The sequence below is a fragment of the Modicisalibacter coralii genome, from assembly GCF_004117855.1.
GTDB lineage: Bacteria > Pseudomonadota > Gammaproteobacteria > Pseudomonadales > Halomonadaceae > Modicisalibacter > Modicisalibacter coralii.
The window spans coordinates 62,056-75,131 of record NZ_QWBW01000025.1 but is presented as its reverse complement, the minus strand read 5'-3'; the positions used below and the strand labels follow the sequence as shown (position 1 = coordinate 75,131).

Below are 13,076 nucleotides of genomic sequence, written 5' to 3'. Positions count from 1 at the left end.
GTTACCGCTCGACTTGCATGTGTTAAGCCTGCCGCCAGCGTTCAATCTGAGCCATGATCAAACTCTTCAGTTGAAAGTCTGATGGTCCGTTAGGCGGACCAAACCTGGCTCAAGGTTCAAACGTCTCTTGACGAGTCGCTTGCCTTGATATCATGTGACAGTGTCACCGTATCGTGGCCAAGCGCCCACATGAATTACCTGATCGACTTGTTAAAGAGCATCGCGTCGTTTGCCCGAAGGCGCCTCGCCGCGAGAGAGGCGTATTCTACCGATTCGCGCTGCGCTGTCAAGCCTCGGTGACCGGTGCCGAACACCGGGCGAGATCCGCAATCGATCTCGGCCGCGCCTGACCGCTGACCCGAAAGGCCGGCGAATCGTGGGAGCGAAGTCTACAGCCTTCGAGGCGATCCGGCAAGCGATTTGTTCACCGCCGTTCTCTAAAACCCTCGAAGAAACAGCCACTTGCTTCTCCCGTCACCGCCGGTGACGTGTCCCGTCGTCGGCAGCGGATGCGTACTTTACGGATCAGCCCGGCCTGTTGCAAGCCCTTTTTTGCGACCAAGGTCGGAATGATTGGTCGGACCCGCCTCAGCCTTCGGCCAGCGATTCGGCGCCAACCGCATCACGGGGCAGACTCACCTCGTCGACCAGCGCCAGAATCGACCGATAGGGGATCCCGCCATGCTCGGACAGGCCGATCTCGCAGGTCCGCGAGTTGGAATAGCCGACCTCGCACCCGGCGACCGCCTCGCCCAGACCGGCAAGCGCCGAGGCATTGAGCTCGGGCGTGGTGAGCCCCTTGTCACCGGCGAAGCCGCAACAGGTGATGCCCGGCGGCACCACGACCTCGGTGGCACAGGCCCGGGCCAGGGCGACGAAGCTGTCGCCCAGCCCCATGCGGGTACTCGAGCAGGTGACGTGCACGGCGATGCGTTCGCGCTTGGGCGTGATCGATAGCCGCGGCAGTACCCGCTCGAGCACGAAGCCCACCGGCTCGTGCAGGCTCAAGCGGGCATCGAGCGTCTCCGTCATGCGCAGGGTACAGGGACTGGTATCGCACAGCACCGGATGGCGCCCGTTCTCGCTGGCGGCCAGCAGTGTCCGGTTGAGCTGCTCGGCCTTGCGCTCGCCCGTCTCGAACTGGCCCTTGGACTGGAAGGCCATGCCGCAGCACTGGTCATTCAGCGCGTCCGGCACGATGACCTCGAACCCCGCCTTGTCGAGCAGCGCCAGGGTGATCGCCATCACCGAGCGCTGCTCGTCGTCGCCCCGCGTAGGGCCGAAGACCCGTGTGGCACAGCTCGGAAAATAGACCACCTTGCCGGCGCCCCCTCGCGAACCGCGCGGTTGCTCGATCACGCGCACCGCTGCCGGCGCCGGCAGGCTCGGCAGCCACTGCGGGAGGCGCCGTCCGCTGACGCGGCGCAGCGTACCGGTGATGCGGCTCATCGACGACGTGCCCAGCAGGCGATGAGCGCCATCGGCCATGCCCAGCAAGCCACGGGCGGCGCGGGTGGCCCCGGCGAAGTGAGTTCCCACCCGCCGGGCCAAGCCGGCCTGGTTCGCGTTGTGCGCGTGGCGCCATTCGCGCACCAGGTCGCCGGTGTTGATACCCACCGGGCACTGGGTCGCACACAGCCCGTCGGCGGCGCACGTCTCGATGGCGTCGTAGGCATAGCCGTCGCGCAACGTCGCGAGCTGCTGCTCGTCCGCCGCATCGCGCCGCTCGCCGAGCGCCTCGAGTCGCGCCATCTCGCGGCGCACCACGATGCGTTGCCGGGGCGTCAGGGTCAGCGCCCGCGACGGACACACCGATTCGCAGAAACCGCACTCGATGCACTTGTCGACCAGCGGGTCGGCGGCTGGCAGTGGCTTGAGGTTCTCCAGGTGCTGGGTCGGGTTGCGACTCAGGATCACTCCGGGGTTGAGCAGGTTATCGGGATCGAAAAGCGCCTTGATCGACCACATCAGGCGGTAGGCGCTTTCGCCCCACTCCAGCTCGACGTAGGGCGCCATGTTGCGTCCGGTGCCGTGCTCGGCCTTGAGCGATCCGCCATACTCGACACCCACCAGCTGTGCCACCTCGTCCATCAGCGCCTGGTAGCGCTCGACCTCGCCCGGCTTCTCGAAGCCCTGGGGGAAGACGAAGTGCAGATTGCCCTCCAGCGCGTGACCGAACAGGATCGCCTCGTGGTAGCCGTGGCGCCGGAATACTTCGGTGAGCGCCAGCACGCCCTCGTCGAGACGCTCGACGGGAAAGGCGACATCCTCGATCACCACCGTGGTGCCCACGCCGCGCACCGCCCCCACCGCAGGGAACAGCCCCTTGCGGATCTTCCAGTACAGCGCGTAGCGCGCCGGGTCGCGGGTGAATGTCACCGGCTCGACGGTGGCCACCTCGGCAAGCACCGCCTGCACCGCCTCGATGCGCTCTCCCAGCGCGCCCTCATCGTCGCCGCGCACGTCGATCAGCAACGCCGCGGCCCCCTCGGGAAGCGTCGCCAGCGCTTCCGGCATGCCCGGCTGATCGGCCACCGAGCGCAACGCGGCGCGATCCATCAGCTCCACGGCCGAGACCGGCGCGGCCTTCAGGGCGATGGTCGCCCGGCAGGTGGTCGCCATGTCGGGAAAGAAGGCCAGCGCCGCGGCCTTCTCGGGCTCGTCGGGCACGGTGTCGTAGGTGATCGCGCTGATGAAGCCCAGCGTCCCCTCGGAACCGATCATCAGGTGACAGAGGATGTCGAGCCCATCCGTGTAGTCGACCAGGCTGTTGAGGGCATAGCCGGTGGTGTTCTTGAGCCGGTACTTGTGACGGATCTTCTCGGCCAGTTCGCTATCGCCGCGGGTCTCGCGCCCCAGACGCTCGAGTTCGGCCAGCAGTGCGCCGTGAGACGCGCGGAACGCCGCCACGCTCTGCGCGTCGCCGGTGTCCAGGCAGGTGCCGTCGGCGAGGATCACCCGCAGGTCGCGCAGCGTGCGGTAGCTGTTCTGCGCCGTGCCGCAACACATCCCCGAGGCGTTGTTGGCGGCGATGCCGCCGATCATGCAGCTGCCGATGGACGCCGGGTCGGGGCCGATCTTGCGTCCGTACGGCGCCAGCAGCGCGTTGGCGCGGGCGCCGATGACACCCGGCTGCAGACGGATCGCCCGCCCCTCGTCGAGGATCCGATGATCGCGCCAGCCCTGGTTGAGCTGGATCAGCACCGAGTCGCTCAGAGCCTGCCCGGACAGCGAGGTGCCGGCGGCACGGAAGGTCACCGGCAAGCCCCGGGCGTGACATTCGCGCAGCACCGTGGACAGTTCCGCCTCGTCGCGCGGGCGCACCACCAGTTGCGGCACCAGTCGATAGAAGCTGGCATCGGTGCCATAGGCAAGCAGGCGCAGCGGGTCGTGGATCAGGCACTCGGCAGGCAGGCTGTCGCGCAGGGCATCGAGCAGCGCCCGATAGGGCGCCTTCATGGCGGTGGCGGACGGGGAGACGGCGCTCATCGCGAACCTCGCTGGATGGGGGACGGGTACAGCACGCCGAGTTCGGCCAGGGCCCGGTGCAACTCGTCGAGCCCCTGCACTCGGGTGGCCGCCATGCCCAGCTCGCGGGCGGCCTCGATGCACTCGGGATTGTCGTCGAAGAAATGCACCTGCCACGGCGCTACGCCGAGCGCCTCGCAGACGATCTCGAAGGCGTCGGCATCGGGCTTGCGCGCACCGATCTCGTGGGAAGCGAAGGCGCGCTCGAAGGGGGCTCCGAAATGGTAATCGTCGATCAACCGCGGCCAGTGCACGGGGTTGGTGTTGCTCAACACCGCGCGGCGATACGCAGCACGGATGCTCTCGACCAGCTCGCGCGCCCCGGGATAGGGCCCCTGCATCCAGCCATCGAAGACCTCGAGAAAGGCCGTCGGCGTCATGTCCAGTTCGAGCGCCTCGAGCGCGGCCCGGGCGAAGCGCGAGCCGTCGTCATCGCCGGTCTCGAACGGCACCACCGCCTCGAAGCCCATCCAGAAGCGCCGCGCCTGCTCATGATCGAGACGCCCGTCGGTCAATTCCACCAGGCCGGACGTGCCCCGCCAGTCGACCAGTACGCCCCCGGCATCGAACAGCAACAGCGTCGCGTCGCCCATCATCCCCTCCTCAATCATGTGACACCCCGTCGGCATGATGCCCCATCACCGCCGCTCGCGACGAGGCGGCCCTGGCGCTCATTCCCCGCCCCGGGCGATGCCGGACACCAGCGAATCCGGGCCCAGGTCGGCGATGCTGCGCGCCCCGGTGAGGGTCATCGCCACACGCATCTCCTTATCGAACAGCTCGAGCAGGTGGCTGACGCCCGCTTCGCCGGCGGTGGCCAGCGCATAGATGAAGGCCCGCCCCAGCAGCACGGTATCGGCCCCCATGGCGATCATCCGCACGACGTCCAGGCCGTTGCGCACGCCGGAATCGGCCAGGATCGCCAGGTCGCCCTTGACCGCATCGGCGATGGCCGGCAGGGCACGCGCGGTGGAGGGAACGCCGTCGAGCTGACGCCCGCCATGGTTGGACACCACGATGCCATCCGCGCCGAAGCGTACGGCTTCACGGGCATCCTCCGAGTCGAGGATGCCCTTGATGAGCATCGGACCGTCCCAGAACTCGCGAATCCACTCCAGGTCCTTCCAGGAAATCGACGGATCGAAGTTATCGCCCAACCAGGCGATGTAGTCCTCGAGCTCCGTGGGATGGCCGCGATACTCCGAGACATTGCCCAGGTCGTGAGGACGCCCCTGGACGCCCACATCCCAGGCCCACCGGGGGTGCGTCATCGCCTGAAGAATACGCCGCTGCGCCCCGTGCTTACCGCTCATCCCGGAATGGGCGTCGCGATAGCGGGCGCCCGGCACGGGCATGTCCACCGTGAAGACCAGCGTCCTGACACCGGCCGCCTTGGCTCGCTCCAGCACATGTTTCATGAAGCCCCGATCCTTCAGCACATAGAGCTGGAACCAGATAGGGCGATCGATGGCCGACGCCACCTCGGCGATGGGACACACCGACACCGTCGACAGCGTGAAGGGAATGCCCTTGCCGGCCGCCGCCCGCGCCGCCTGCACTTCGCCACGCCGGGCGTACATTCCGGTCAGCCCCACGGGAGCCAGGGCGACGGGCATGGCCAGGGACTCGCCGAACAACTCGGTCTCCAGCGACAGCGAGGACATGTCCTTCAGGACCCGCTGGCGCAGCGCGATCTCGGCGAGATCCGCCACGTTGCGCCGCAGGGTGTGCTCGGCGTAGGCGCCCCCGTCGGCATAGTGGAAAAGAAAGGGGGGAAGGCGGCGCTTGGCGGCCTGGCGGTAGTCCGTGGACGCGGAAACGATCATGGCGTGCCCTGTGCGAGGTTGAACGAACGGCGGCCGTCACGGCGTGCCTGCCGGGTGTGAAGCGGCCAAGTGGCGGCGAGACGCCTCCCGAATCCGCCAGGCTGACGCCCGGGAAGGAGACAGCCCGGTAAATTGGTAAAACCAATTGACAATCCAAGATTCAGAACCTTATGGCCAAGGCTAGGCGAGAGTCAAATCCGATGCGCTCCACGCAGGACAAAATCCTCTTATACTTTGGTATGCATCGGCCAATCCGGGTACTCAAGACCTTGTCGCCACACCCGAAAATCCCGTCATCCCGGCATTGCCAGCCGGTTTCCGGAAGATCAATATTGGTAAAACCAATTTGTTGTTAGCCGCCCTGTCCCGCCTTTGACACAATTTGTCACGACCGCCGCGACGACACGGTCAAGCCACCCGGTCTTTCACGAGAATACGCCATGGTCTACCAGCCGGTCCGACAGCCGCGCATCGCCGATGTCATCACCGAGCGCCTCGAGGCAATGATCCTCGAAGGCAGCCTGGCGCCGGGGCAGCGCCTGCCTCCCGAGCGCGAACTGGCCGAACGCTTCGGCGTGTCGCGCCCGTCGCTGCGCGAGGCGATCCAGAAGCTCTCGGCACGCGGCCTGCTGCACAGCCGCCAGGGCGGCGGCACCTTCGTCAGCGAGGAACTCAAGAGCGGCTACAGCGATCCGCTGCTGGAAATGCTCTCGCGTCACGGCGAGTTCCACCTCGATCTGCTGGAGTTCCGCGATGCCCTCGAGGGTATCTCGGCCTACTATGCGGCGCTGCGTTCCACCCCCGCCGACAAGGAGCTGTTGATACGCCGCTTCAAGGAACTGGAGAACTCCTACGCCCAACCCGACCTGAAGGACGACCCGAACCGCGAGGCCAAGGCGGACGCCGCCTTTCACCTGGCGATCGCCGAGGCCGGACACAACGTGCTGTTGCTGCATACCATTCGCGGCATCTTCCATCTGCTCGAGAAGAGCATCGTCTCCAACCTCGCCCACCTGTTCGAGAAACCCGGTTCCCGCGAGAAGTTGATGCGCCAGCACCGTGCCCTGCTCGACGCGATCCTCGAGGGGCGCGCCGAGGACGCCCGCTCGCGGGCCCACGAGCACCTGGTGTTCGTCGAGGAAGGGCTGCTCGAACTCGAACGCGCCGAGACCCGCGCCCAGCGGGCCCTGCGGCGCGCCCAGGCGCTGCCCGAGCGCGACGACTGACGCGACGTCGTCGCGCCACGAGGGAGGACCCCGCATGCAAGCGACCCGGCTGCCCAGACTCTGGCGACGCCTGCTGGTACTGCTGGTACCGCTGGGACTCGCGCTGAGCGTCTGGCAGGCCGTCGTGCTGGCTCGCGAGGAGGCGCTGGACTCACTCTACAACGAGGGGCGCAACGAACTGCGCCTGTCGGCCGCCGGCGTCTCCGCCTATCTGTCGCGTCACGACTATCTGCCGCGCCTGCTGGCCAGCCGCGAGGCGGTCAAGTACGCCCTGGCCCACCCCGACGCCCCCCAGGCCGTGCTGACCCTCGACCTCATGCTCGATCACTTCCGGGCCATCGCCGACGTCTCCGACATCTACCTGCTCGACGACCGGGGCACCACCCTGGCGGCCAGCAACTGGAACCTGCCGCACAGCTTCGTCGGTCAGAACTACGGCTTCCGCCCCTACTTCCTGGATGCCATGCAGGGCCGCGAAGGCCGTTTCTACGGCCTGGGCACCCAGTCCGGGGAGCGCGGCTACTATTTTTCGGCCCCGGTACGCGTCAACGACGACGAAGAGACGCACATCCTCGGCGTGGTGGTGGTCAAGGTGCTCATCGCCCCGCTCGAGGAGAACTGGACCAGCCTCAACGGTGAACTGCTGATCAGCGACGAGCACGGCGTGGTGTTCATGGCCAGCCAGCCCGGCCTGCGTCTGACCAGCCTCGCCCCGCTCGCCCCCGAGGTCCGGGCACAGTTGCGCGCGGTCCGCCGCTATGACGGCACCGAACTGCCCGTGCTGCCCGTCGAGTCGCTGGGCCGGCGCGCCGACGGTTCGCGGCTGATGAGCTTCGCGTCGGGCCCGCTGGCCGGCAAGCGCTTCCTGACGGTGACCCGCGAACTCCCGGAGCAGGGCTGGGAGATGCGCATGCTCAAGCCCCTGACCTCGCTGGAGAGCGCCGAATGGCAGGCCGGCATGCTCGCCGCGGGGCTCTACGGCGTGGTGATCCTGGCCGGCGGCATCGGCTGGCAGCGCTGGCGGCTGCGCCGCGAACGCGAACTGTTCGCCAACCGCGAGCGGCGGACCCTCGCCGAAGGCCAGGCGCGGGTTCGCGGGATCATCGACCGCACCCGGGCCGGCCTGCTGGTGCTCGACGAACACACCGCCCTGACCTATCTGAATCCCACCGCCCAGGCACTGTTCGGCCACGCCCCGGAAGCCGTCGAGGGTCGTCACCTCACCGAACTGCTCTCGCCGGCGGATGCGCGCAGTATCGCCGCCTTGCGTCACACCCGTCAGTCGCCGGCGATCGAGGTCCTGGCCCTGCGCCCGGGTGGCGAGCGCGTGCCGCTGGAGCTGACCGTCAGCCAGTTGATCAGCCCCCACGGCCAGCGCTGGCTGGCCACGGTCTTCGACATCAGCGAGCGAAAGGCCCAGGAGCAGGCCCTGGCGCGCGCCCGCGATCAGCTCGAGCAGCGCGTCGAGGAGCGCACCCGCGACCTGCTCGCCTCCAACCGCCGACTGTCGTCGGAGATCGATGAGCGCAAGCGCGCCGAGGCCAGCCTCCGCCAGGCCCAGGATGAATTGATCCAGGCCGCCAAGCTGGCGGTACTCGGGCAGATGGCGGCGGGCATCAACCACGAGCTCAATCAGCCGCTGGCGGCGATCCGCGCCTATGCCGAGAACGCCCAGGCGTTCATCGAGCGCGGGCGCAGCGAGGCGGCCAGCGCCAATCTCGCCCAGATCGTCGAGCTCACCGCGCGCATGGCCGAGATCAGCGCCCAGCTCAAGCAGTTCTCGCGCAAGAGCGGCGACAGCCTCGCCCCGGTGTCGGTGCAGGCCGGCTTCGGCTACGCCCTGCGCCTGTACCGTGCCCGCCTGATCAGCGCCGGTATCGAGGTCGTGCGCGACTGGCCGGCCGGCGACGTCTGGGTCCATGCCGATCTGGTGCGTCTCGAGCAGGTGCTGGTCAACCTGATCGGCAACGCCCTGCAGGCGATGGCCGACGTCGCCTCGCCGCGGCTCACCCTGCGCATCACGACCCAGGCCGGCCAGGTGCGCATCGAGGTCGAGGACAACGGCACGGGCATCGACGAAGACCACCTGGGCCGGGTCTTCGAGCCGTTCTTCACCACCAAGGCCACCGGCAAGGGGCTGGGGCTGGGGCTATCGATCTCGGCGCGCATCATCGACGACCTGGGCGGCCGGCTCACCGCCACCAACGTCGCCGGCGGCGGCGCGCGCTTCACCATCACCCTGCCGGCCTGCGCGCCGCCATCGAGCACCGAGTCCGCGACGCGCGTCGCGGCCCATGAGGAGAACCGTCATGCATGAGCCGGACGCGACCCCGGTACTGATCGTCGACGACGAGGAACACCTGCGCATCACCGCCAGCCAGACCCTGGAGCTGGCCGGCTACCGCCCGCAGACCGTCGGTGACGCCGAGAGCGCCCTGGCCACCCTGGAGGAGGACTATCCCGGCGTGGTGATCAGCGACATCCGCATGCCGGGCATGGACGGCCTGGCACTGCTCCGCGAGGTACGCCGCCGCGACCCGGACCTGCCGGTGATCCTGATCACCGGTCACGGCGACATCTCCACCGCGGTGGAGGCGATGCGCGAGGGCGCCTGGGACTTCCTCGAGAAGCCCTTCGCCGGCGAGCGGCTCGCCGAGGTGGTGCGCCGCGCCGTCGACAAGCGCCGGTTGAGTCTCGAGAACCGTCACCTCAAGGCCGAACTCGACGCCCAGCGCGCCGCACCGGGGCCGCGTATCGTCGGGCGCACCCCGGCGATGCAGCACCTGACGACCATGCTGCAGCGAATCAGCCAGGTGGAGACCGACGTACTGCTGTTCGGCGAGACCGGGGTGGGCAAGGACTTGGTGGCACGCTCGCTGCACGAGCGCAGCAGCCGTGGCGGCCAGCCGTTCGTCGCCATCAACTGTGGCGCGGTGCCCGAGAACATCATCGAATCGGAACTCTTCGGTCACGAGAAGGGCGCCTTCACCGGCGCGGTGGAACGGCGCATCGGCAAGTTCGAGCACGCCAGCGGCGGCAGCGTGTTCCTCGACGAGATCGAGTCGATGCCGCTCTCGCTGCAGGTCAAGCTGCTGCGCGTGCTGCAGGAGCGCACCATCGAGCGGCTGGGCTCCAATCGGCCGATTCCACTGGATATCCGGGTGATCGCCGCGACCAAGGTCGATCTCAGGGCGGCCGCCGAGCGCGGCGAATTTCGCGAGGATCTCTACTACCGGCTCAACGTCGTGACCCTGCCGATTCCGCCGCTGCGCGAACGCCGCGAGGACGTGCCGCTGCTGTTCCAGCACTTCGCGGTGGTCGCCGCCAACCGCAGCGGCCTCGAGGCGCCGCCGCTCGATGCCGGCGGCGTGTCGACGCTGATGGCCCACGACTGGCCGGGCAACGTCCGCGAGCTGCGCAACCTCGCCGAGCGCTTCGTGCTGATCGGCGCGGCCTACGATTACCGGCTCGAGCGGCTGCTCGAGGGCAGCGACGCCGCCACCAGCGAGATGACCCTGCCGCAGCAGGTCGAGCTGTTCGAGAAGAGCCTGATCAGCCAGGCGCTGACCAACCACCACGGTCGCGTCAACGCGGTCTGCGAGCACCTGGGGCTGCCCCGCAAGACCCTCTACGACAAGCTCAAGAAGTACGATCTGCGCGCCGAGGACTTCCGCCAGCGCAGCGCCGGCGAGTGAGCCGGCTCACTGCCAGAAGCGGGCGCCCTGAGCCAGCAGCTCGACCAGCGACTGCCAGGGCGGCAGCCAGGGCGCCAGCCCCACGCCGAGCAGCAGCATGACCATCGAGTTGCCCGGCTCGCGGTAGTCGAAGAGCTTCATCGCGGTACCGAAGGAGCGCTTGAGCCGCGAGCCGACCAGATCGACGCTGTAGAGCTCGTCGAGCGCGAGGTGAATCACGCTGCCGAACACCAGCGCCAGCCCCTGGGCCCAGGCCTGCCAGGCACTCTGGGCCAGCCACTGATAGCTCAGCGCGGTGGTGGCCAGACCGCAAAGTGCCATCGCCAGCAACGAGTGCCAGATCCCGCGGTGCACGCTGAAGCGCCGGAAGACCGCCCCGGCACCGTAACGCACCGCCAGATAGAGCCCGCCGCAACCGACCAGCAGCAGCGCCGGGCTGACCCGGGCCTGCAGCCACAACGCCCCGGCGACCACCGCCATCAGCGCGAACAGGTTGAAGATCAGCCGAATGGCGTGGGAATGGTCGGAATCGATGTCCGGCAGGATGCCGCCGAAGGCGGTCAGAGCGGCCAGCGACGCGCCCTCCGGCGGCGACCATAGCGCCGCCTGCCAGCCGCTCACCGCCAGCAGGGCACCGCCGGCCACGGCGACACTGAGATGGGTCTTGAAGTCGGCCACGCGCGCCCGCCCCGATTACTGGATGTAAATCCAGATTATCGCCCAAGGCGGCCAGAAAAAACAAACAGTTGGCCGCTCACTCCGCGACAAGGTGAGCGCTCGCGAAAAACCGGCTCAGGACGTCGGCGACTCGGCCAGATAGGCATCCTTGAGCTTGACGTAATTGCCCGCCGTATAGGTGAAGAAGGCCCGCTCGCTGTCCTTCAGCGGACGCAGCGCCCTGGCCGGGTTGCCGGCATAGACGTGGCCGCCGGCCAGGCGCTTGCCGGGCGTGACCACCGCGCCGGCGGCGATGATCACCTCGTCCTCGACCACCACGCCGTCCATTACCGTGGCGTGCATGCCCACCAGCACGCGATTGCCGACGCTGCAGCCGTGGAGGATCGCCTTGTGGCCGATGGTCACGTCGTCGCCGATGGTCAACGGGAAGCCGTCGGGATTGAAGTCGCTGGCATGGGTGATATGCAGCACGCTGCCGTCCTGCACGCTGGTTCGCGCACCGATACGGATGCGATGCATGTCGCCGCGGATCACCGCCATCGGCCACACCGAACAGTCGTCACCCAGTTCGACGTCGCCCAGCACCACGCAGGCCGGGTCGAGGTAGACGCGCTCGCCCAGGCGGGGCGTGTGGCCCTGGAAGGGTCTCAGGTTCATGGGGTCACCTCCGGGACAGGGGGCCCGCCGGGCAAACGCCACGCCGGGCCGCGATCAGACAGGATCAAAACAGTCCCGACAGCAATACCACCACTACCAGCGGGATGGAAACGAAGCGCACCAGGGTGCGCCAGGTGCGAAACCCCGTCGCCCCGGCATCGAGCGCCCGCTCGGCGGTCCCGGCGGACATCACCCAGGCGGCGAAGATCGCGATCAGCAGGCCCCCGATCGGCAGGAACAGATCCAGCGGCACGGTGGTCACCAGCTCGAAGAAATTCATCTCGCCGATCCAGTGGACGTCGGCCATGGTGGAGAACGAAAACACCGACAGCAGGCCCACCGCCCAGACCGCGACGCCCACCAGCGCCGCCGCCCGGCCACGCTTGAGCCCCGCGCCCTGCAGGGTGGCGACGATCGGCTCGGCGAGGTTGATCGACGAAGTCCAGGTAGCCAGCAGCAGCAGCAGGAAGAACACCGCCAGCCACAGCGAGCCGCCGGGCAGTTCGGAAAAGGCGATCGGCAGGGTGACGAACATCAGCCCCGGCCCCTCGGCGGGATCCAGCCCCTGCGAGAACACCACCGAGAAGATCGCGATGCCCGAGAGCAGCGCCACCGCCACGTCGAGCAGCGCCACCGCGGCCACCGCCCGTGGCAGGCTCTGGTGGTCCGGCATGTAGGCGCCGTAGGCCATCAGGGCACAGGCACCCACCGCCAGGGTGAAGAAGGCATGCCCCATGGCGTTGAGGACCACGCCGAGGGTGACCGCGGCCGGATCGGGGGTGAACAGCCAGGCCATCGCCTCGCCGAAGCCGGGCGTGGTGGTGGCATAGACGGCGAGCACGATCAGCAACAGGTAGAGCAGCGGCATCAGCAGGTTGTTGAGCTTCTCCAGCCCGCCGGCAATGCCCGCGGCGACCACCGACATGGTCAGCAGCATGAACAGCGTATGGTTGAAGGTCATGCGCAGCGGATCGGCGAGGAAGCCGTTGAAGTTGGCGCCGATCGCCTGCGGCGTGCCGCCGGCGAAATTACCGTTGATCGACTCCACCAGGTACTCGATCGACCAGCCCGAGACCACCGAGTAGAACGACAGGATGAAGAACACCGTCATCACCCCGAACAGCCCCAGCCAGCGCCAGTGCGGCGAGGCACCGGCCTCCCGGGCCAGGTGACCCAGCGACTGCATGGGGCTGCGCCGCCCGGCGCGGCCGATCAGGATCTCGGCCATCATCACCGGCAGCCCCAGCAGCACCACGAAGAGCATGTAGAGCAGCAGGAAGGCCGAACCGCCGTTCTCGCCCGCCACGTAGGGAAAGCGCCAGATGTTGCCCAGGCCCACGGCGGCGCCGGTGACCGCCAAAATAAATGCACGCCGCGTGCTCCAGCGCTCCAGCGTTTCGTTCATGATCCCCTATCCTTAAATCTGGCGCCGACGACCGATGCCCGCCCGTCGCGATGCGTGCTTG

At 68.0% G+C, this 13,076-nt stretch carries 9 protein-coding genes and 1 rRNA gene; 3 read left to right on the top strand and 7 right to left on the bottom strand.

What is annotated here, in order from left to right; genetic code table 11:
• From D0901_RS14380 to lldD, 4 genes are all read right to left on the bottom strand, one after another.
• Window positions 1–73: ribosomal RNA gene (locus D0901_RS14380) — 16S ribosomal RNA — on the bottom strand; the annotation flags it as partial.
• A gap of 515 nt (window positions 74–588) precedes the next feature.
• On the bottom strand, window positions 589–3,489 hold the full coding sequence (locus D0901_RS14375; RefSeq protein WP_233440435.1) for an FAD-binding and (Fe-S)-binding domain-containing protein: 2,901 nt from the start codon (window positions 3,487–3,489) through the stop codon (window positions 589–591).
• Entirely contained in the window at window positions 3,486–4,121 is a 636-nt protein-coding gene (locus D0901_RS14370; protein WP_162500879.1) for an HAD family hydrolase, read from the bottom strand. The genes D0901_RS14375 and D0901_RS14370 overlap by 4 nt, the downstream gene beginning before the upstream one ends.
• A gap of 78 nt (window positions 4,122–4,199) precedes the next feature.
• The gene (gene lldD / locus D0901_RS14365) at window positions 4,200–5,354 is read right to left on the bottom strand and encodes an FMN-dependent L-lactate dehydrogenase LldD (RefSeq protein WP_129140990.1); all 1,155 of its coding nucleotides are present in this window, start codon (window positions 5,352–5,354) and stop codon (window positions 4,200–4,202) included.
• 440 nt (window positions 5,355–5,794) lie between these two features.
• Between lldD and D0901_RS14360 the strand changes: the two genes are divergently transcribed.
• From D0901_RS14360 to D0901_RS14350, 3 genes are read left to right on the top strand one after another with little or no spacing between them, the layout of a single operon-like run.
• Window positions 5,795–6,580, top strand: a complete 786-nt coding sequence (locus D0901_RS14360; RefSeq protein ID WP_129140989.1) for a GntR family transcriptional regulator — start codon at window positions 5,795–5,797, stop codon at window positions 6,578–6,580.
• 34 nt (window positions 6,581–6,614) lie between these two features.
• Complete coding sequence (locus D0901_RS14355) at window positions 6,615–8,897, top strand: ATP-binding protein (RefSeq protein ID WP_129140988.1); 2,283 nt, start codon at window positions 6,615–6,617, stop codon at window positions 8,895–8,897.
• A complete protein-coding gene (locus D0901_RS14350; RefSeq protein ID WP_129140987.1) occupies window positions 8,890–10,275 on the top strand; it encodes a sigma-54-dependent transcriptional regulator in 1,386 nt (461 codons plus the stop codon). Before D0901_RS14355 ends, D0901_RS14350 begins: the two co-directional genes overlap by 8 nt.
• Window positions 10,276–10,281: 6 nt before the next feature.
• On the opposite strand, the gene D0901_RS14345 is transcribed toward D0901_RS14350, so the two are convergent.
• The 3 genes from D0901_RS14345 to D0901_RS14335 form a co-directional block, all read right to left on the bottom strand.
• Window positions 10,282–10,953, bottom strand: coding sequence for a metal-dependent hydrolase (locus tag D0901_RS14345; RefSeq protein ID WP_129140986.1), 672 nt, complete (start codon window positions 10,951–10,953; stop codon window positions 10,282–10,284).
• Between the two features lie 114 nt (window positions 10,954–11,067).
• A complete protein-coding gene (locus tag D0901_RS14340; RefSeq protein WP_129140985.1) occupies window positions 11,068–11,610 on the bottom strand; it encodes a gamma carbonic anhydrase family protein in 543 nt (180 codons plus the stop codon).
• 64 nt (window positions 11,611–11,674) lie between these two features.
• Window positions 11,675–13,015, bottom strand: coding sequence for a sodium-dependent transporter (locus D0901_RS14335; protein ID WP_129140984.1), 1,341 nt, complete (start codon window positions 13,013–13,015; stop codon window positions 11,675–11,677).
• Window positions 13,016–13,076: the final 61 nt, after the last annotated feature.